Annotated in this window: 19 protein-coding genes; 5 read left to right on the forward strand and 14 right to left on the reverse strand. The window is 26.9% G+C overall.

Going from position 1 to position 20,627, the window contains the following annotated elements:
* The 4 genes from BP769_RS08040 to BP769_RS08055 form a co-directional block, all read right to left on the reverse strand.
* The coding region (locus BP769_RS08040; RefSeq protein ID WP_413827119.1) for a 3'-5' exonuclease at window positions 1-1,823 on the reverse strand (1,823 nt) is incomplete at its 3' end.
* A 2-nt stretch (window positions 1,824-1,825) separates the two neighbouring features.
* Window positions 1,826-2,908 carry an AI-2E family transporter gene (locus tag BP769_RS08045; protein WP_413824816.1) on the reverse strand — a complete coding sequence of 361 codons (1,083 nt, stop codon included), beginning with the start codon at window positions 2,906-2,908 and terminating at the stop codon, window positions 1,826-1,828.
* A 64-nt stretch (window positions 2,909-2,972) separates the two neighbouring features.
* On the reverse strand, window positions 2,973-3,782 hold the full coding sequence (locus tag BP769_RS08050; protein ID WP_413824813.1) for a dihydroorotate dehydrogenase electron transfer subunit: 810 nt from the start codon (window positions 3,780-3,782) through the stop codon (window positions 2,973-2,975).
* A gap of 31 nt (window positions 3,783-3,813) precedes the next feature.
* A complete protein-coding gene (locus BP769_RS08055) occupies window positions 3,814-4,722 on the reverse strand; it encodes a dihydroorotate dehydrogenase (RefSeq protein ID WP_413824811.1) in 909 nt (302 codons plus the stop codon).
* A gap of 158 nt (window positions 4,723-4,880) precedes the next feature.
* On the opposite strand from BP769_RS08055, the gene BP769_RS08060 reads away from it, so the two are divergent.
* Both BP769_RS08060 and BP769_RS08065 read left to right on the forward strand, forming a co-directional pair.
* On the forward strand, window positions 4,881-6,113 hold the full coding sequence (locus tag BP769_RS08060; protein ID WP_413824808.1) for an NOP5/NOP56 family protein: 1,233 nt from the start codon (window positions 4,881-4,883) through the stop codon (window positions 6,111-6,113).
* A 66-nt stretch (window positions 6,114-6,179) separates the two neighbouring features.
* Entirely contained in the window at window positions 6,180-6,824 is a 645-nt protein-coding gene (locus BP769_RS08065; protein ID WP_413824806.1) for a fibrillarin-like rRNA/tRNA 2'-O-methyltransferase, read from the forward strand.
* A gap of 708 nt (window positions 6,825-7,532) precedes the next feature.
* Here BP769_RS08065 and coaBC read toward each other — a convergent pair.
* The 9 genes from coaBC to BP769_RS08110 all read right to left on the reverse strand — a co-directional run bounded on the left by coaBC (window position 7,533) and on the right by BP769_RS08110 (window position 15,324).
* A complete protein-coding gene (coaBC, locus tag BP769_RS08070; RefSeq protein ID WP_413824804.1) occupies window positions 7,533-8,705 on the reverse strand; it encodes a bifunctional phosphopantothenoylcysteine decarboxylase/phosphopantothenate--cysteine ligase CoaBC in 1,173 nt (390 codons plus the stop codon).
* A gap of 74 nt (window positions 8,706-8,779) precedes the next feature.
* Window positions 8,780-9,322: a hypothetical protein gene (locus BP769_RS08075; RefSeq protein ID WP_413824801.1), complete on the reverse strand. Its 543-nt coding sequence runs from the start codon at window positions 9,320-9,322 to the stop codon at window positions 8,780-8,782.
* A 134-nt stretch (window positions 9,323-9,456) separates the two neighbouring features.
* Window positions 9,457-10,161 (reverse strand): endoglucanase, encoded by a 705-nt coding sequence (locus BP769_RS08080; protein ID WP_413824798.1) that lies wholly within the window; start codon window positions 10,159-10,161, stop codon window positions 9,457-9,459.
* A gap of 186 nt (window positions 10,162-10,347) precedes the next feature.
* On the reverse strand, window positions 10,348-11,157 hold the full coding sequence (gene pheA / locus BP769_RS08085; protein WP_413824796.1) for a prephenate dehydratase: 810 nt from the start codon (window positions 11,155-11,157) through the stop codon (window positions 10,348-10,350).
* Between the two features lie 277 nt (window positions 11,158-11,434).
* Window positions 11,435-12,256 carry a CBS domain-containing protein gene (locus BP769_RS08090; RefSeq protein ID WP_413824794.1) on the reverse strand — a complete coding sequence of 274 codons (822 nt, stop codon included), beginning with the start codon at window positions 12,254-12,256 and terminating at the stop codon, window positions 11,435-11,437.
* Window positions 12,257-12,332: 76 nt separating this feature from the next.
* A complete protein-coding gene (locus BP769_RS08095) occupies window positions 12,333-13,265 on the reverse strand; it encodes a CBS domain-containing protein (protein ID WP_413824792.1) in 933 nt (310 codons plus the stop codon).
* Window positions 13,266-13,355: 90 nt separating this feature from the next.
* Entirely contained in the window at window positions 13,356-14,054 is a 699-nt protein-coding gene (locus tag BP769_RS08100) for a 7-carboxy-7-deazaguanine synthase QueE (protein ID WP_413824790.1), read from the reverse strand.
* A gap of 126 nt (window positions 14,055-14,180) precedes the next feature.
* Window positions 14,181-14,699: a 6-carboxytetrahydropterin synthase gene (locus tag BP769_RS08105; protein ID WP_413824788.1), complete on the reverse strand. Its 519-nt coding sequence runs from the start codon at window positions 14,697-14,699 to the stop codon at window positions 14,181-14,183.
* Window positions 14,700-14,730: 31 nt separating this feature from the next.
* The gene (locus BP769_RS08110; protein ID WP_413824785.1) at window positions 14,731-15,324 is read right to left on the reverse strand and encodes a DUF366 family protein; all 594 of its coding nucleotides are present in this window, start codon (window positions 15,322-15,324) and stop codon (window positions 14,731-14,733) included.
* Window positions 15,325-16,587: 1,263 nt separating this feature from the next.
* Between BP769_RS08110 and BP769_RS08115 the strand changes: the two genes are divergently transcribed.
* The 3 genes from BP769_RS08115 (at window position 16,588) to BP769_RS08125 (ending at window position 19,717) form a co-directional block, all read left to right on the forward strand.
* Window positions 16,588-17,586: a hypothetical protein gene (locus BP769_RS08115; RefSeq protein WP_413824782.1), complete on the forward strand. Its 999-nt coding sequence runs from the start codon at window positions 16,588-16,590 to the stop codon at window positions 17,584-17,586.
* 300 nt (window positions 17,587-17,886) lie between these two features.
* A complete protein-coding gene (locus BP769_RS08120; RefSeq protein ID WP_413824863.1) occupies window positions 17,887-18,984 on the forward strand; it encodes a DNA polymerase subunit beta in 1,098 nt (365 codons plus the stop codon).
* Between the two features lie 115 nt (window positions 18,985-19,099).
* Entirely contained in the window at window positions 19,100-19,717 is a 618-nt protein-coding gene (locus BP769_RS08125; RefSeq protein WP_413824779.1) for a sugar O-acetyltransferase, read from the forward strand.
* Window positions 19,718-19,958: 241 nt separating this feature from the next.
* Here the strand turns inward: BP769_RS08125 and BP769_RS08130 are convergent, their stop codons facing one another.
* On the reverse strand, window positions 19,959-20,615 hold the full coding sequence (locus BP769_RS08130; RefSeq protein WP_413824777.1) for a DUF5612 domain-containing protein: 657 nt from the start codon (window positions 20,613-20,615) through the stop codon (window positions 19,959-19,961).
* Window positions 20,616-20,627: the final 12 nt, after the last annotated feature.

Raw genomic sequence — 20,627 nt, forward strand, 5'->3', positions numbered from 1 at the left:
TCTTTATCAGGACAATACTTACAATAGAAACCATCAGTATCAGCATAAATAGCATAAAAACCATAATCCTCAGCAAACTTCATAGCATCCTTAATATTCTCACGACCCCAAGCAGTAATAGCTTGAGCACACTCAAAAGAATACCATCTGAAACGAGAATAACCATAAACACCATACATAGTATTAGCTAATCTTTTCAAAGCTTGTTGCTGAACATCAAGCATCATTTTCTCAGTATAATCAGTACTTTTCTTCATAGCAGTTTTAATACGAGTACGTTCATCTAAAACATTACCAATAACAGAAGGAATGAAACCTTTAGGAGACTTTTTAAACATATAATGATGTTCTGGAGAAATAAAATAATCCTCCTTATCAATTTCATCATCAACTAAAGAATCAAATGAATCATCCTCATGATATAAAACATCTGGAGAAATATTTTTACTAATTATAAGACTAGGATACAGACTACGGAAATCGAATTGAACAAGATTCTCATGCAAACCAACCTCAGGCTGTTTAACATAACCTCCAACATTACTCTCATGTTTACGATTAATAAAATCCTTACCTGTAGGTTTATTAGGAACAACCTCATTAATTTCAAAAGCTTTACGAACCAAATACCATTCAGCTTGTTGACCTGTAGCCATACGAGTAATATCAAAGAAAGGTTGACCAACAACACGAGTCAATTCAAGATTAATAGGTAATGTTTGCTCAGCAATTTTTAAAGTAGAAACAGTATCATCAAGAGAATAATCAAATAACCGATCTAATTCTTCACCATCACTATCCCAGTACATGAAAATCTTATCCCCGGGAACATCAATTTTCTCTTCACCAAACAATTCCTGATAAACTCTCTCAAGAGTATAACGATCAAGATTCATGTATCTTCTCATTACTAAATACAAATCAACATGAATTAAACCTTTAATTGTAGCAGCATTAGTATATCCTCTTCTTAAAAATTTAAGTGAAGAACCATCCATACCTAAATCTAAATCAACACCTAAAATTTTAGCCCTATCCCGTAGGTAGGGGAAATCAAAATTATCAGAATTATAACCAACTATAATATCAAAATTATTATCCTTAATAAGTTTTACAAATGATTCAATCATTTCTTTTTCACTAGATACTGTTTCAACAAAATCAATATTTTCCCCTTTAGTACTAATAACTTTATTAATACCAGTGTTACTTGCAGCACCTATCATTATTATTTCATCTTTATCTGCATTAGGCATGCCCTTTGGATTATAAACTTCTAAATCAAAACTCAATATAGTGAAATTTTGATAAGCATTATCAGACATAACTGGAGAATGATCTAATTTCATGATTTCAAGGGATTTATTATTAGAATCAATTGTAGGGAAAGAATCTACTAATTCACCTTCAACTTCAACTACTCCCATAGGATATAAATCATTATCAATTAAATATCTTCTGTAAAATGGTATATCATGTTCTCGTAAATCATTAACTAGATTTAAATCTCTTAACATGTCTCTCTTTTTAGGAACGTCTTGAGGATGTTTAAAGAATACTTTTAAAAAATCTTTCTCTACTTGAAAATCTTTTTTAATAAGTTTTTCAATTCTAATTGGTTCTATTTCATCTTCTATTTGAAGAATACATTCCTCAATATTCCCTTCAGGAATCACATATAAGTAAGGTTCAAATGTTCCATCTAATGCTATTATATTTTGACCTTCCTTATCTCCTTTGATTTTCCCAAAAAGGCGAATTACAGGTTTGTCTTCATGTGTTATGTAATCTATATCAGTTACAATCATTTTCCGTTTTTCCATATTTATCCCCCTCCTGGTTCTCCAGATTCTTCTAATAATTGTTTTTCCTTATCTTGTTTTTCTATTTCTAATTTAAAGGATTTTAAAACCGCATAAGTTATTCCTAAGAATAATGGACCTAAAATAAATCCAACAATACCAAATACTAATGGTCCAGATAAGAATCCTATAAATAGTATTAAAGGATGAATATCAGCATATTTACTGGATAATGCTGGTCTTATATACATATCAGATAAACTTAAAAAGATTCCGAATAATAAGGTTATGATAGCTCTAGGATAATTACCTGTAATTAAATCCCAAATTACAAGTACGATATAAATAATCCATGGACCAAAGATTGGGATTAATTGACATACTCCAGTTAATATTCCTAAGAATAATGCATAAGGAAATCCTAATATATAAAATCCAATTCCTGCAATAATACCAATTATAATAGCTGTTAAGAAATGTCCAAAGAATATGCTTTTTAAAACATTTTCTATTTGAAAGAACATATTATTAAAGAATTCTGATCTTTCAGTTGGGATGAATGCTTGTACATATGCCCAGAATTTATCCCCATCTTTTGTAAAATAATACATTGAAAAGAATAATACACATAATTCTAATGAAATATAAGGTATTTTCTTAACTAATCCTATGAAATAATTAATAACATAATGAAGTCCATTTGTTATTGATGAGTATAAACTATTTGTAATAGATCCTATGTTAGCATGATACTGTGCAGGTAAAACTTGTGCAACTATTGGAGATAATTGGCTTGAACTAAAATTAGTAAATGTAGCATGATTTGAATTGAAAAAATTAATTGCAAAACCACTAATAATAAACACTATATAAACTAATAATAATATTAAAGGTATTAAAACCAGTAATACTGCTATAATAGTACTAATAGAACTAAATTTAATTTTAGATTGTAAACGATTAGCAATAGGTCTTAAACCATAAGCAAATATCGCACCTAAAAGTATCATATTTAATACTGGCATTAAAACTGAAAAAGATAATGCTAAAAGTATAATTATGACAATTATAGGTAATGTTAATTTTTTTGAGAAATTTATATCCATTTTTTAAAACCAACTATTCACTTTTTTTTTAGATTAGAATATGAAAAAAATTAATTCTTATTTTTTAATAATATTGTTTAATTCCAGATGGTTCACGTTGATACTTTCCAAATTCAGTTATTTGTCTTAATTGTTTTTCACTGAAAACTGGTCCGTCTTTACAAACTCTCCAACCTGTATTATCCACACAACATTGACCACAAATTCCTATTGCACATTTCATATATCTACCAATATCATATTGTGCAGGTATATTATTTTCTTCTAATAAATCAAATATTGGTTTCATCATTACTTCTGGACCACATACAGCTGCAGAATCATAATGATTAGTTTTTAATAAATCATTAACACGATCTGTTGCAAAGCCTTTAAATCCACAGCTACCATCATCAGTACAGGTATATACATTTACACCTAAATCTTCTAATTCTTCAACAAATAATAATTCATCTTTAGTTGTTGCAGCAGATATTACATCAACTTCTCCACCATTATTAATACATTCCTCAGAAAATGGTATGAATGGACCCATTCCAACTCCTCCACCAACTGCAAGAATGTGTTTATCTTTAAAATCACAATTAAAACCATTACCGAAAGGTCCTCGGATACCTAAATTATCCCCCTCTTTTAATGTGTGAATATTATTAGTAAATGGACCTATAGCCTTAACAGTGAATCCTATTTCATTATTCTTAAAATTCATATGGGAAATACTCATTGGTTTTTCATCTTTAAAATTCCACACCATTAAAAATTGACCAGGGTAAGGAATGTTTTCTCCTTCCATTTCCCAATCGAATATGAAAGTTTTAATTGTAGGAGTTTCTTCTATGATTTCCTTTATTTCTAAAACTTCTGGACTTTTCATTATAAATTTCTCCCCATTATTAATATTTTCTTTATATTTTTTTATGTGCAAAACCAACCATATCATTTATGGAAGTAAAATCACTGTTTTCTATAAATTCTTTTAAATCAGTGTTAATTGTTTTGAAAATTTCAGGACCATAATCCATTATAGAAGTACCAATCTGCACAAGACTAGCACCAGCATATAAGAATTCTACAACATCTTTATAATTACTTATTCCACCTACACCTATAACTGGAATTTCCACACTATCATAAACATCCCATACACATCTTAAAGCTATAGGTTTAATTGCAGGACCACTCATTCCACCAAATTTATTAGAGAGAATAGGGTTTCCTGTTTTAATATCAATCTTCATACCTGGACCTAAAGAATTAATAAGAGTAATTGCATCTGAACCACCTTTTTCTGCAGCTATAGCTATTTCACTCACACTTGTAACATTAGGTGTTAATTTAGTCCAAACTGGAATATTACAACTTTCCTTAGTTGCTTTAACAATTTTTTCAGTAAGTGCAGGATCCTGACCTATACTAGAACCATAACCACACATTGCATGAGGACATGAAACATTTAATTCTATTACATCTACTAAATCTTCAATTTCACTAGCTAGATAAGAAAATTCTTCAGGACTAGCACCATAAATAGATGCAACACGAACACCTTTAGAATCTATTTGTTCTAATTCTTCTTTAAAATTCTCAACACCAGGACTAGATAATCCTATAGCATTAATTATACCACCTTCAACAGGTACAGTTGTTGGATTATGATAACCAGGATTAGGTTCTATGGAAAATGATTTAGTTACAACCCCAGCAGCACCAGAATTTAATATCCAGTTTAGAGAGGATGCATGACTACCCATTACTCCTGCAGCAAGTAACAATGGGTTTTTAAAATTTAATCCACAAACATTTGTTTCTAACATATTAGTTCTTTACTCCTTTAAAACAAATCTTTTATAATAATTTTAATTCTATACTATTATAGATTTATGATTTATATAAGATTTATAATTTTACTATAAAAAAAAATTAGAATCCATATAAAAAATTTTAATAATAAAGTAAAGTCTAATAAAATAATATGGAATTATATATTACAAAATGCGTAGCTGGATTTTTAGCTTTCAATCAAGATTTAAAACTAATAACTTATAAACTATTCCCTGAAAATGAAATAGTGGATAATTTACTTAAAATTGAAGATAAAGAAGTTTTAAATATTGAAAAAAGTCTAATTGAAGAATTAGAAGAGGAATATGATGAGATTAACCTTGAAAGTGAAAACAGATTATCACAATACAAAACAGTTAATGGATTTGAAAAAATAAGTATAAACACTACAAATGAAGGTGGAGAGTACTTAAGAAAAAATTTAGAAGAAATATTAACTAAATTAAACTTTTTTAATAATGAATCTTATCCTGGAAAAATAATTGGAATTTATAATGAAATTGCAACTATTAAAATGAAGGAAAGTGCATCTGAAGATGATAAACTTTTAATTCAAGCCATTAATTCAATTGATGAAATTGATGAATCTATAAGTAAGTTAATTGAACGTATGAGAGAATGGTATATAATTTACTTCCCAGAAATGGATGCAATAAATAATAATGAAGCTTACATAAAAATTATTGCTGAAAACAATAATAGGGAAGAAATTATTAAAAACAATCCTGATTTGTTTAAAATAGATTATGAGGAAAGTGCAGGGGCAGATATTGAAAGTGAAGATTTGAAAGTTTTAAACAATTTCACAAAATCATTATATTCCCTGCAAGAATCTAGAAGGGAAATAATAGAATATATTGAAAATAAAATGGAAAGTATTGCTCCTAATTTAAAAGATTTAGTAGGTGCTTCCTTAGGTGCTAAATTAATTTCACATAGTGGAGGTATTAAAAAATTAGCAATGTATCCTTCAAGTACTGTTCAAATTATGGGTGCTGAAAAAGCTTTATTCAGACATTTGAAAACTGGTGAACGCCCACCAAAACATGGTTTAATATATCAACATCCTAATGTTAGAAGTTGTAATTGGTGGAATCGTGGAAAAATTGCTAGAACTTTAGCTTTAAAGATTTCTCTTGCAGTTAGAAGAGATGTTTTTGTTAAAAAATTCAATCCAGAAATAAAATTAGATTTTGAAAGTGAAGTTGAAAGAATAGAAAAAGAAAATCCTTTCCCTAAAAAAACAAAACGTAAACGGGAAGAAGAAAGAAATTATGAAAAAGATTCTTCTAAAAATAAACATAATAAGTATCAGGGTAAAAAGAAGAATAAACGTGATCGTAAACATAAAAAGAGAAAATAAATAGATTTTTGGAAGTTAAAAGTTAGTATTTTGAATAAAAATTTTTTTTTAGGAAGTTTGATTTATATGGAGATTTATCAAAAGGATGATATGCTTGCAACAAAGAATATTACTCCTGGTTTACGTGTTTATGGTGAAAAATTAATTAATGAAGAAGAGGATGAGTATAGGTTATGGAATCCTCATAGATCTAAATTAGCTGCAGCATTGTTAAATGGTTTAGAGAATTTTAAATTGGAGAAGGATTTTAAGGTTTTATATTTAGGGGCTTCTACTGGAACTACTGTGTCTCATATTTCAGATGTTGTTAGTGATGGTATTATTTATGCTGTTGAGTTTTCACCAGTTAGTATGCGTAAATTAAATAATTTATGTAAAATTCGTCCGAATATTGCACCTTTACTTAATGATGCAACTAAACCTAAAAATTATATTGATTTAGTTGAAAAGGTTGATTTAGTATATTGTGATGTTGCTCAACCAAATCAAAGTGAATTATTTATGAAGAATATGAACCTCTTTTTAAAGGATGGTGGTCAAGGTTTACTTATGATTAAGGCTCGTAGTATTGATGTTGTGCAAAAGCCTAAAAAAATTTTTAAGGAAGAAGAACGTAAATTAAAAAGTAATGGTTTTAGTATACTTCAAAAGGTTAAATTAGAGCCTTATGAGAAGGATCATGCCGGTTTTTTAATTGAGAAAAGTTTTTAAATTTCTTGTTTTGTTTTTTAATCTTTCATTTTTTAATATTTTTTATCTTAATATGTGGACATCTTAAGGTTTCATGAAAAATTATTCCTGACTTTTGTATATTATGTATAAATTTTTTTTTAAAAATTATATTAGATCTTAATATATAATATCTTATAGATTTTTTATTCCATAAGGTGTGAAATTGTTTGTATTTTTTCATGGTTTTTCTATTATTTTAAAGTGTTTTAAAGCCTTAGTATGGGAGTTAGTTATTACGATAAAAACCTTAAAAAAGTATTACTAATATCACCTTTATATACTATGAAATAATAAAATTATAAATGCTAATGCAATATTTAAAAAGTTCAGATTAATCTCTCTGGAAAAGTTCACTCAAAAAAAACACTCCACATTGGTAAGTTCCGAGGGATTAAGCTTCTTTTTTAAAAATACTAATTTTAAATAATTTAATTACATGATTTTTTCAGATATTCACTATTTTTACTTAAGATTTCTAAGTATTAAAAAATAAGGGATTATAAGTAAAAAAGTATTACTTTTTAGGGTTTAAAAATAATATAAAAACATTAGGATAATAAAAAATAGATATCCAAAAAAATAAGAAATCAAAACTTAAAAAAATCATTTAAAAAATTTAGAAACCCTAATAAAAATAAGAATCTACAATATAATTAAAAAAATAGAAAGTATATAAAAAAAAATTTTTTAAATTAAACGATTAATCTCATTGAAGATAAGAATACTTAACTCTTTTTTAGATGAAAATGCAAATTTTAAAATATTATCATTAACAAGGATAACTTCATTATTATCAGAACCAAATTCACAACCTTCACGACCAACATCATTTGCAACAACTAAATCAGTACCTGCAAAATCAATTTGATTATGAGCACATTCAATCATTTTCTCCTCAGAAACATTATACTCAGCTTTAAAACCAACTAAAAAGATATTAGGATTAACTTCTTTAATATGTTTAATAATCTTATTTAAAGGTTTAAAATCAAGAGTTAAATCAAAATCAGAAGAGATTTTAAAGTTTTCCTCTTTAATAGGTGCAAAATCTGAAACTGCAGCAGTAGCTATGAAAATATCAAAATCTGGTACAAGTTTCATAGTAGTGTTATTCATAAGTTCAGTGCTTTCAGTGTAAATAACATTAAAAACTTTAGGAATGTTTACTGTAACATGAGCCATTAAAAGACTTAAATCAGCACCACGAATATAAGCTTGTTTAGCTAATTCCAAACCCATCTTACCAGAAGAACGATTAGTTATACCTCGAATAGGATCAATAGCTTCATAAGTACCACCAAGACTGATTAAAACCTTTTTACCTGCAATATTATTAGAATCTTCACCTTTATTGAATTTATCTAAATTAATAGTTCTAAGAGATTCTAAAACAATATCCTCAACAGAAGGGAATTTAGCTTTACCCTCATCCATACGAGGATTAACAAATTTAATTCCTTCAGATTTTAATTTAAGAATATTCGGATAAACAGCATCATACATAGAATCATGCATAGAAGGAACAAATACAATAGGAGTATTATGTCCAAAAGCTGTGATAAGTAAAGTACTAACAGCATTATCCGCAATCTTACAAGCAAATTTACTAATAGTATTAGCAGTAGCAGGAGCAACAAGAATCAAATCAGCTTGAGCATACTTAACATGCTCAATATCACCAGTTAAATCTAAAACAACACCTTCACGACTTGCAAACTCCATCGCATTAGGATGAATAATTTTAGTAGCTTCCTGAGTCATGAAACACTTAACATTATGTCCTTGACGTTTAAATTCCCTAGCTAACTTAATAGATTCAGTAGCTGCAACACTACCAGTTACACATAACACAATATCCATAAAAAAATAACCACCATTAATTCATTATTAAAAAAAATTTAAAAAAAGTAAAATTTTAAAAGTTAACACTATTTTTAGCTAAACTTAAAATTACTTATAATAAAATCAAAGATACGAGCTTGAGAATCAAATTTATTTTGAGGAGCACTGCATAAAATTACATAAACATTATCCCCATTTTCAATCCAAACAGCCTTGTGCATCTTTGTAGTACCATTAACATTAGAAGTGTAAATTGATTCTAAACCTTTATATGATCCTGCAGTAACATTACCTTGAGATAAAATTTGGTAATCTGAATTTTTTGATAATTGAGTGTAAGTTGAATTAAAATCAGTTTCTAATGAAGAAGAAACAGCTTTCTTTTCAACATTAACATTAGTATCACTGAACCCTTGTTGATCTTTAGAATTTGGATCTGCAACAGCAAGAACAGAAGCATTATCCTGAGCATCTGCTTTAATCCAAGTAGATGGGAATTCTAATGTTACACCATTCTCTGTTAAAGATTGAACCCTAGTTGAATTAGTATTGTTTGAATTATCCCCTATACAACCAGATACAGATATAACAAGTAACACTACTAAAATCCCTATAAAATAATAATATTTTTTCATATAATTGTCACCATTAATCTTCTTAAATCATTAAAAAAAAAATAATCCCTCGTTTTCTAAATTACACATATCCATGATTTTTCCTAAAAAATTTTATCCTAAAAAAAAATTTTTAGAATTTAATTTATTTTCGGTTAACCACCATCATTAGAATTAGATCCACCAGAACCAGAACCTCCACTATCAGATCCACCAGAACCAGAACCTCCACTATCAGATCCACCAGAACCAGAACTACCAGAATCACTAGAACCATCAGTACTTCCAGAATCTGTAGTATCAGAAGATGATGAACTACTATCAGAATCACTAGTATCTGAACTTATATAACTACTTTGATTATAATTATCAGAAGTACTAGTTATATTAGTAGTATTCGGGGTAGTGTTTGCAACCACCACAGGGAAAGCAGAATCAGAAATAGAAGCTTGTCCAAACATAGACACTGCATTACCATTAAAATCAAAATTGAAAACTCCAAAACCAATACCAGTTCCAAAAGCCACAATTAAACATAAAGTAGCAATAGCAATTATAGCACCATTACCTAAGGGCTTACTCTTTTTCTTAGGTTTATTAGTTTTAACAATGAACTTTTCAATTAATTCTTGATCTTCTTCATTATCTTTATCAATAGATTCTTGTAATGAGTTGGTTGAGGAATCATCATTTGGTCGACCTTGCATAGTTCTTATTCTTTCTGAAACATTAATAGCTTCAAGTTTACGATTATACTGTTCAGATAAATAATCATATTTTTCTTGAGAAATATTACCAGAACGATAATCTTGTTCAAGATTATTTAAAATCATTAATAATTTTTCTTTATCTTGATTCATGCCCTTTTTCCCTCCCCATTTTTTTTAATAATAAGCTTTAAAAATTTATCTTTATACTATAAAATTTTATTATTTTTCATAACAAAATTTCTTTAAATAATTTTCCATTATACTAAATAAATTTGTACTTTATATTTAATAAAATTAACTAAAGAAAATTTTCTAAAAAGAGTGAAAAACAGATTTTTAATAAATAGGATAAGATCCTAAAATTTTAAAGAATGAAGTTTTTTCTTTTACTTCATTTAAAATGTCAAAAATATTTTTATCTTTTCTATGCCCTTCTAAATCAATGAAGAAAATATAACTTCCTAATCCTTCTTTTGAAGGGCGAGATTCGATTTTTGATAAATTAATATTTTTATTAGAAAATATTTTTAAAACTTTATACAAAGCCCCTGAACTTGCATCATCATATAATGAGAAAACTATTGAAGTTTTATCATGCCCTGTTGGAATATGATCTTTTTTTGATAAGATTATGAATCTAGTTTGATTTGTATCATTATCTTGAACATTAGAAACTAAAGGTTTTAAATTATATAATTTTCCTGAGGTTAAAGTTCCTATAGCTGCATAATTTTTATGTCCTTCAACCTTTTTAGCTGCAGCTGCTGTTGATAATGTGAAATGTTTTTTCACATTTAATTTTTCAAGAAATGGTTGACATTGTGCTAATGCTTGTGAATGAGAGTAAACATCACTTATATCTTCAATTTGAGTACCCGGATTTACTAAGAGATTATGATTGATTGGTATTATGATTTCATTTTCAATCATTAAATTGAATTTATGAACTAATAAGTCTAAGGTTAGTGTAACTGATCCTTCAATTGAATTTTCTATTGGAACTACTCCCTTATCACATTCACCATTAACAACTGATTCCATTACTGATTGTATACTGCAGTAACTGATTAAATTTTCACTAATTGATGATGCTGCTTCATGAGTAAAAGTTCCATTTGGTCCTAAAAATGATACTTTATTTTGCAAAAAATTTCAATCCCTTTTTTATAAATTAATTATATAATTGTTTTTTATGAAAAAATATAGTGAATAATAATTATTATTATATAAATTAAGAATTATATTATTTTACTTAATTTTATGATTTTTTAAGTATAAAAATATGAAAAAAGATTTTCTTAGAAAAGTATTTAAAAAAAAGTATTTTAAAATTGTATTTATTTATAAAAAAATTTTTTTAAGGGGAAAAATTCCCCTTTTTATATGAAAAAATTTTTTTATAATAGATTTTTATGTGTTTTATCTATTGAGATTCTAAGTCTATAAGTATCTTTAATAAATCAGATTGGGTTATAATACCCACAACATCATTATCCTCATTAGAAACAGGGTAACCATTAAATCCAGTTTCTAACATTTTTTCTGCTACTTCAGAAATAGAATCGTTTTCATAAACTTTTTGGATATTAGTACTCATTACATCTTCAACAACTAAGTTTTTAAGTTGTGCTTGATGATGTTTTTCTGGTGTATGTTTTTTGAATGAAACATAAGCCTTAGCAATATCCTTACTAGTAATTATACCTGCAAGTTCATGTTCTTCACTAACAAGTAAACGACCAATTCCAGAGTCCATTATAACTCTTCTTGCATGAACTAAACGATCATTAATTGCAACGGATATTATATCCTGAGTCATTGCATCTTTAACTGAAATTTTTTCAAATGGTTTACCTTTACAAAGATTAATGAAATCAGATTTAGTTACAATACCTACTAATTCATCATCAGACATTACAGGTAATGCCCCAATATTATTTTCATGTAAAATATTTGCAACTTCATTTGAATCTGCATTTTCATCTACAGTAATAACATCTTTAACCATTACTGTGGATACATGAAAATGAGAAATAGCTACATCCGCATATTTGGATGAACCTAATTTATTAGCTATATCTTTTTCTGAAATTATTCCAACAAGTTCTTTTTTATTTCCTTCTACAGATTTTATTACAGGAATTCTTGATAAATCATCTTTATACATGATTCTTAAACAATCACATATATTCTTATTTTTATCAATTGTTATTGGATTTTCAGACATTAAATTTTTAATTTGCATTATAGATTACTCCTTCTAAATAAAAATTTAAGGTTTATATTATAATTTAAAAATTTTTTATAAATTATATTTATATTTAATCTTTTAATATAGTGTTTAAAATATCTCTTTCAGTGATAATTCCTACTAATTTATCATCTTTTACTACAGGAGCACCACCAATATTCTTTTCTTTGAATAAATCGCATAAATCACCTAAGCGAGTTAAAGGTTCAATAATTGATATGTTTGGTTGCATGATTTCACTGATTTTCATGTTTAATACATCTAAACCACTGTTAGAAGTCATGTTTGAAAACATTTCTTTATCACCTAAGAATTTTAGAATATCTGTGGAAGTGATAATTCCTACTAATTTATCACCTGATACTACAGGGATTCTTCTTAAATTGTTTCTAACCATTATTTTAGTAGAACTTTCAATTGGAGTTCCAGGTGTTGTTGTTAACACATCGGTTATCATAACATCTTGAACTATTTCATCAGTTAAAAGACCTGCCATAGATAATGCGAAATCTCTTTCAGTAATGATTCCGACAATTTTTTCTTCATCATCAAGAACAGGTATGGAACCTATTTTATGATCTAACATTACTTTAACAGCTTCAGTTACAGAATCTTTATGACTCATTGTAACAACATCAGATGTCATAATTGATCTTATAGGATCATTAATTGCTGCTAAAAAGTTATCATTGTGTTTCTTTTCAATAATATTAAATTTACTTCCTCCACCGAGGAAATCTAAAATATCCATTGCTGTAACTATTCCTAAAATTTTTCCAGAACCTGGGTCAGTTATTGGTAATCGTCTAAATCCATGAGCAATCATTAATTCAGATGCTTTTTGAATAGACATAGTTGGAGGGATTGATATTACATCTTTTTTAGCTAGAGCCATAATATCTCCATCTTTACTATTTTTTTCTTTTACAGCACCTTTTTTATGTTCAAATGAATCTCCACGACTCATTGGATTTTTTATAGTTGATTTGTTATCTTTCATCATTTCACACCTCAAGGGTTAATAATTTTGGGTTCTTGTTTAAATAAAAAAAATTGAATTAAATAATATTCTTTTCTTTTTTCTTTATTCAAACTATTCTATATTTAGAAATTTATGGATTTGCGGGATAGTGTACACCTTCATATATTTCCCTGCAACCTCAGAAAACTGGAATAGTTTATCTGTGTTACCTTCCCATAATTCTAAGGGGCTTGCAGGTTGTATTATTAAAGGTATTTCCATATGTTCAGGTATTTCACTTGATATATGTTTTAAAACCTTTTCAACAGTACTTATTTTTGTGGAAGGTAGTACAACTAACTTACAATATAATTTTGTATCTTGTTCTATTAATAATTTTATAAATGAAATTTCATTTTCTAAAATATTATCAGACCATGTGTTATCAAAATGTTCAGGTAATTTAATATCCATTGATGCCCAATCTAAATCTTCAAGTTTAGTTAATTCGTTAGGTAGTGTGCCGTTTGTTTCAAGTAAAGATTTTGTTTTTGTTTTTTTAATGATTTCAGATATAAAATCTGCATGTAACATTGGTTCTCCTCCAGTATAAGATATAGAACCTAAATCTGGAGTACTTAATTCTTCAATTTTTTCTAAAACTTGATTAACTGACATTATAGTTCCAACATTAGCAGATTGACTGTTTTTAGTGTCACAATAAGTGCAGTCTAAGTTACAACCTGCGAAACGTACAAATATTTGTCGTTCCCCAATTAAGAGTCCTTCTCCTTGTATGCTTGAAAATATCTCGATAATTGGTGCATCCATTTAAATCACATAAATTGTATTAATATATAATAATTAAGTATTAATTTTTTTATAAAAATTAAACTACCATTAAACCTTAGATTTTTAAAATTAATAAAGGTTATTATAATAAAAATATAAATTTAATTAAAATTCTTTTTGATATAAAGCTCCTTGACCAATACCTTCATTTACACATGCAGAAAGAGAAGATAAATTATCATAACCTTTATCTTTAAGATCTTCACTTAACTTATCTGCAAAAAATTTAGCTAAATCTTCAGCAGAACTAGTAGGTAAAGGTAATAAAACACAATCCACAGTAGGAATAGTATATCCCTTATCACCTATCTTAAACTGTAAATTCTTCTCTTTTTGAAGTTTTTCAACACTCTTCTCATTATCAGGTATATCTTTAAAACTAATATGCTTATTAAAAACTGGAACTAATAATCTATGATCTAAACTATCACAAATACTTCTTAAAGAATTTTTAACATCTTTAAAATCTACAACAAATTGAAATTCACCAGCTCTTTCCCCTTCAATTTCAACATCCACAAAATAAGAATGTCCATGAATAAAACCACAAGTTTCATGACATGGAATTAAATGTGCAGATGAGAATCTTAAATTCGCATTAATCCCATTAATTAAAATCTTCATAAAATCATCTCCATAAAATAAATTAAAATTTTTATAAAACATCAGTTTTACTAATATCTAATTCAATAGTTTGTAACTCTTTAATAAAACTATTAACTACATTATTTACAAAAGTAAGTAAATTATCTTCATTAAAAACTAATTCACCATTTTCATTTTTAAGTTCAAAAATTCCAATTGTTTCAAGAACATCAGGTGTTCCCTCATCCTTAATATTAAAAGCAAAATGTATTTTCATTGAACTAATAGATACACTAGCAATAGAAACAGTTAATTTAGCATCATCAACAAAAATATCATCACCATCACGAGTAGATTTAACACCCATTTTAGCTAATTCTTCTTTAAATATAAGAACTAATAATCGTTGGCGCATATAAGCCATTCTAATATTAGCTGGTTGAATATCAAAAAATTCACTCATAAAATGAACCATTTCATTTCCTTTAATTTCTAATCCAACATCAGCAAAATCTTTCATATTATTAGGTGTAATATTCATTGCACCTCTCCAAGTAATAATAGAAGAGCCTTTAACACCAAATGTTTTAAAAGCCCATGAAGGATTAATTTGACTTCCATCATATGCAAACTTTTTTTCAATATGTTTATTTGTAATTTCCATTATAACCTCAACATCTAAAAATTATTTTATTTATAATAATAAATTCTGTTCTATAAAGTATAATAATTTATACTTTAAGAAAATGTACTTTTTTAGAACAATACATAAGTTATTTCCAATTTTTATCCGAAATAAAAAATCATTAAAAAAAGGATAGGAACAATTTGAAAATAGTACAAGATCATTTAAGATATATTGAAAACCAATATTAATTAAATTTTAATTTAAAAGAGCTAACTATTAAAAATTAAGATTTTACAAAGATTAATTAAATTTAATAATTTAGCTTAAATTGGAATAATTAAAAAAATGTATTTAACATGATTATTCATGTACAATTTTGCTTAGCTTAAAAATCTTAATAACTAATAAAAAAAACAATTTTCCACTCTTTTAGACCCCAATCCAACAATAATCTTTAGAATATATTAAAAAATTTAATATTGAAAAACAAATTAAAATGACTTACAAAAGTATAAAAGAATTTAATTTGATAGAATGCCCACCAATGAATCCAAATTAAAAAAGGATAAGATTAGTATATTTCATTATAAAAACATGAGAAATCATTATAATATAATTAAAAAAGGATAAATTAATAAGATTTAAACCATTACCTTATAAATAATTGATATTTACTATAATAGAGTCACAAAGCATCTAATAAATTTTCAATAAAATTTAGTAAATCAAAAAAAATTTTAAGTAAAATATAGTTAAAAAAGTTAATTTAATTAAGTTTTCACCAATTATAAATGTTTTAAGTAAAATAACACCAATTAATACTTAATTTTTAAAAACAAAGGTTTATAAGTAAAAAATATTAATGGATTAGTTAAGCGCACTATGCGAATTATGTTCTCATAAATATTTTCATTCACACCAAACTTGGAAAATTTAAAAAAATATCTGTGAATACAAAATTAAAATATTTCATTATAATAAAAAAAAGATTCTTGGAAAAAAAAATAAAAAATAAGAAAACTTTTTTCCTATTTCATTTAATAAAGAAATGAGATCCTTAATCATTTTTTATTTTAGAACATTTGATTCAATATTTAGTGACAAAATTGAGGTGAAAAAATTTCGTTACAAAAAAAAGCATTAATCATAGCAAGCCTATGCCTATTCTTTATAAGTTTAAGTGCATGTGCAGCCACTAATGTAAGTGATATAAATAATACAAATACAATTTTATCAAATACTGATTCCGGAGATATAAATAGTGAGAATTCAAACATTTCACAAGTATCTTCTGAAAATGTGAAAAATCAAGTAATTAGTAATCAAACTATAGAAAGCAAAACAAACAGTAATGTTCTAAGTCAAACAGCAGATAATGAAAGTAAATTATCAAACACTGTAAATGACACTGTTAAAAAATTAAACATGACCATTTCTTCAAACGGATTAACTACAACTTATGGAAAAGGTGAAAATTTAACTATAACCTTAACCCATGATGATGGTACCCCAATTATTGGACAACATGTTGCAATTAATTTAACAAGATTCTCAGATGGTGCAAGTAAAATTTACTGGGCAACAACTGATATTGAAGGAGTTGCAAGACTTCAAATAAATCTTTACCCTGGAAATTATAGTTCAACTTATAGTTTCTCTGAAATTAATGGAACTAGTCCTATTAAAGTAAAAATACCAATTACTTTATCTGGAAATGATTTAGCCACAACTACTGGAAGTGGTTCAAGTTACACTGTTAATTTAACAGATATGTATGGAAATGCATTAGTAAATCAGATAGTTAACATTACTTTAAGTAAAGGTTCATTAAGTAAAACATATCAAGTTATTACTGATATTAACGGTATTGCTAAATTAGCAATTAACTTAGCAGCTGGAAATTATAATGTTACCTATAGTTTTAATTCTGATCATTATGGTAGTGCAATAAATTCTAATATTATAAATATAGAAGAAACAAATAATAGTGAAACAAGTACTGATAATGAAAGTTCTACTGGAAATTCCAGTGAAGAAGAACTTCCAACAATAACAATTAAAGCTAAACCTTCAGTTGGTCATAGTGGATATGCATATAAATGGTTCATAACAACTTTCGTTAATTATTGTCCTTTATGTCATCATTATAACACATTAACAATTAACCCTAAAGGAGTATACGAAAGCGAACTCACATGTTCTAATTGTGATGCAGATTATGATGGTGTTACTGGAAGAGATAAATCTTACAATCCAAGAGCATATTTAACTACAGTTACAGCACCAATTTTAGCTTAAAAAAAAGTATATATCTATTACATAATATTATTTAATTTATTAAAAAAAACTTAAAAATTTTTTTTAAACCACCAATTAAAATTTTTTTCAAACCATTTTTTTTTTAAATCTTTTTTTCAATTTTTTTTATATAGACATAGTTTATAGTATCCTATATTATTTTAAAAAATTTTTTTTAAATATAATAATTATATTATATTTATATTAATTAGTAAAAATTTTTAACTTACAAGAATTATAAATTAAATATAATATTTAATTAATAATAAAAAAATTTTTGGGGCTTAAATAAAAATGGATATGAAAGTTAGAACAAGAGATTTTATACATACTACAGATGACCTATTTTTTGCTTCAACAAATTATGTGCATCCTACTAACCGTTTTATTAGTTTTTTAAGATACATTCCCGACCCTAATGGTGATCGTGAAAAAAATGGTAAACATTATTCTAAAGTAGATTCTAAAGGAGCATATAGTTTTTTAAAAGAAAATTTTCCAGAATATCTTTTTTATGATGATGTGACTAAAGTTGAAGATATGATGGGAGTACCATTAGATAAAGTTGCTGAAATTATAAAACCTGAAGAAAGGTTAAGAGAAATTAGAGAAGAATATGTTCCTAAATTTAAAGATAAAGACATTGATTCTTTAAGTGATGAAGAGAAATTATATTATAAATTAATTGATTTATCTGATTTTTTCCATTATGAAGCTGGAATAAGTTATGATAATTTAGGAATTTCTGGTTCAATTTGTCCTAATTTACAAAAAAAAGGTACTTCTGATTTAGATTTTGTTGTGTATGGTCTTGGAAATCATAGAAAAGCTGTTGAAGCTTATAAGAAAAATAAGGATCAAGAAGTTGAAATTCCTGATTTAGGTAAGAAGGTTACTTTAAATAGTATTGGGAATGATTTCTTCCAACGGGTTTTTAAGAAACGTATTAAAGATGATAGTTTAAGTAAAGATGAATTTTGTTGGTATGAGAATCGTAAAAGTAATCGTGGAGTTATTGATGGTACTTTATTCGATATTTTAGCTACTCGTAATTATGATGAAATTAGTGGTTATTATGGAGATACGGTTTTTGAACCATTAGGAAAATCTACTATTACTTGTACTATTACTAATGCTTTAGAATCTTTTGATAATCCTGCAGTATATGATATTGATAATGTTGAACTTATTGATGGTGTTGATGTTAATATTACTGGTTTAGCTAGTTTCACCCATACTTATGCTGGTGAAGTTTTAGAAGGTGAAAAGGTTATTGCTCGTGGAAAAGTTGAAAAGGTTTCAACTGAGGGTGAGAACTCTTGGTATCGTATTGTTGTAGGTACAACTAGAGAAGCTTTAGATGAATTTATTAAGTTAGAAAAGAGTCCTGTTGAATAAAAATTTTTATTTTACTATTTTTTTTATATTTTTTTAACAATACAAACCTATTTTTTTTTAGCTAATTATAGTAAAAGTATTAAGATGTTTTTGAAAGGAAATTTTTGTGATTTTTATGAAAGATAAAGAAACACTAGCAGGAAAATTATATTATCCTAGAACTCCGGACTTAGGGGAAATTAGACATAGAACTCATAACTTATGTCAAGAATACAATTCCTTAGATGATCAGGATGATAGAAGATATGAAATTTTAGAAGAAATTTTAGGTTCTGTTGGAGAAGATTTTTATATGCAGGGACCTATCCAATTCAATTATGGGAAAAACATATTTATTGGAGATAATTTCTATGCTAATTTTAATTTAACAATCTTAGATGATGGGGAAGTAAATATTGGAGATAGAGTAATGATAGCTCCTAATGTTAGTTTACTTGCTGGTAGTCATCCCCTTCCATCTTCTGAGAGAATGTTTGAAAAAGATGGAAAAATTGTTAATTTAGAGTATGGTACTAAAATTAATATTGAAGACAATGTATGGATTGGTGGGAATACTACTGTTGTAGGTGATGTTACTATTGGAGAGGGTGCTGTTATTGGTGCTGGAAGTGTTGTAATTAAAGATATTCCTCCAAATTGTGTGGCGTTTGGTAATCCTTGTAAATTTTATCGAGAAATTACAGAAAAAGATTCTGTGAAAAATTTTTATAAGTTATTTTTGTGCTTGATGTAGGGTACGCTGATATTTATTAAGAATTATAGTTTAGTGCTTATAGAATTTTAAAGATAAGTTTAATAAAAATAGTAGTTAATTATATTGTGAGTATTTTAATTTATGGTTTATTGTTTTTAATGAAAAGAAAAATTGAATGAAAAACTCGTTTGAAATGAAAAATTTAAAAAAAATTAGAACTTACTACTATCTAATTTATCAAAATCAAAAACAGTACAAAAATGAAAAATTTAAAAAAAAATTAGAACTTTTTATTATCTAATTTATCAACATCGAAAACAGCAGTATTAGCAACAGCCATAACAGCCATAACCCCCGCTTGTATAGGGTCAGTTACAATTAAATCAGCTTCTTTAGCAGCACTCCCTGGCATATTAAGGCTAATAACTAACAAACCAAACTCTTTCTTAACCCTACGAACGGCCTTAGTTATTTCACCACCCATCAAAGAACCAGCTAAAACTAAAGCATTAACCCTAGGAGTAATAGATAAAGCATCTACCGCTTCAGAAATATTATCTTCACCAACTAAAGGAATAGTATCCACACTAATTCTTTCACCACGAATGTTATGACGATCCGCTTCAGTAATAGCACCTAAAGCAACTTGAGAAACTTGAGCACCCCCACCAAAAATTAAAATACGTTTACCATAAACATCCATCAAGGATCCTCTTACTTCAACCTTTTTAACTAAAGGAGAATTATTCAAATCATCAAGTAATTCATCAACATTCTCAACATTTTCCAATTCCACATTAATAGAACCATAATCATTTTTCTCAATATAAATATGAGCATATGAAATATTCAGATTATGTGAAGAAAAAATTTCAGTAATATCGTCAAGAACACCTTTTTTTTCTAAAGTTTGAATACTTAAAGCTAAATCTGTCATTTTAAATCACTA

Source organism: Methanobrevibacter sp. UBA417 (genome assembly GCF_002508845.1).
In the GTDB taxonomy this organism is placed as follows: Archaea; Methanobacteriota; Methanobacteria; order Methanobacteriales; family Methanobacteriaceae; genus Methanobrevibacter_A; species Methanobrevibacter_A acididurans.